This is a genomic window from Achromobacter sp. SIMBA_011 (assembly GCF_046535435.1).
Lineage (GTDB): Bacteria > Pseudomonadota > Gammaproteobacteria > Burkholderiales > Burkholderiaceae_B > Achromobacter > Achromobacter dolens.
In genome coordinates, this window is sequence record NZ_JAWRWN010000492.1 from 1 (window position 1) to 270 (window position 270).

Here is a 270-nt window from a genome sequence, read left to right on the forward strand (position 1 = left end):
CGGCAGCGGATTCGCCGCCGCGGTGCTGCCGGTGTCCGCGCAAACCATCCACACCGATAGCGAAGGTCTCGACGCGGGCGAAGTCGCGTTCCAGTCGAACGGCACGCTCATTCCGGCGTATCGCGCGCAGCCGCGCGGCAAGACGCATCTGCCGGTGATCATCGTGATTCACGAGATTTTCGGCGTGCACGAACATATCGCCGATGTGTGCCGCCGCTTCGCGAAGCTCGGCTATCTGGCGATCGCGCCGGACTTCTTCGTGCGCGAGGG

The 270-nt window shown here is 65.6% G+C and carries 1 protein-coding gene; it reads left to right on the top strand.

Annotated features, from left to right (window positions below; genetic code table 11):
• Positions 1-270, top strand: a 270-nt coding sequence (locus SB816_RS31850) for a dienelactone hydrolase family protein (protein WP_410548225.1), incomplete at both ends; no start/stop codon positions are given.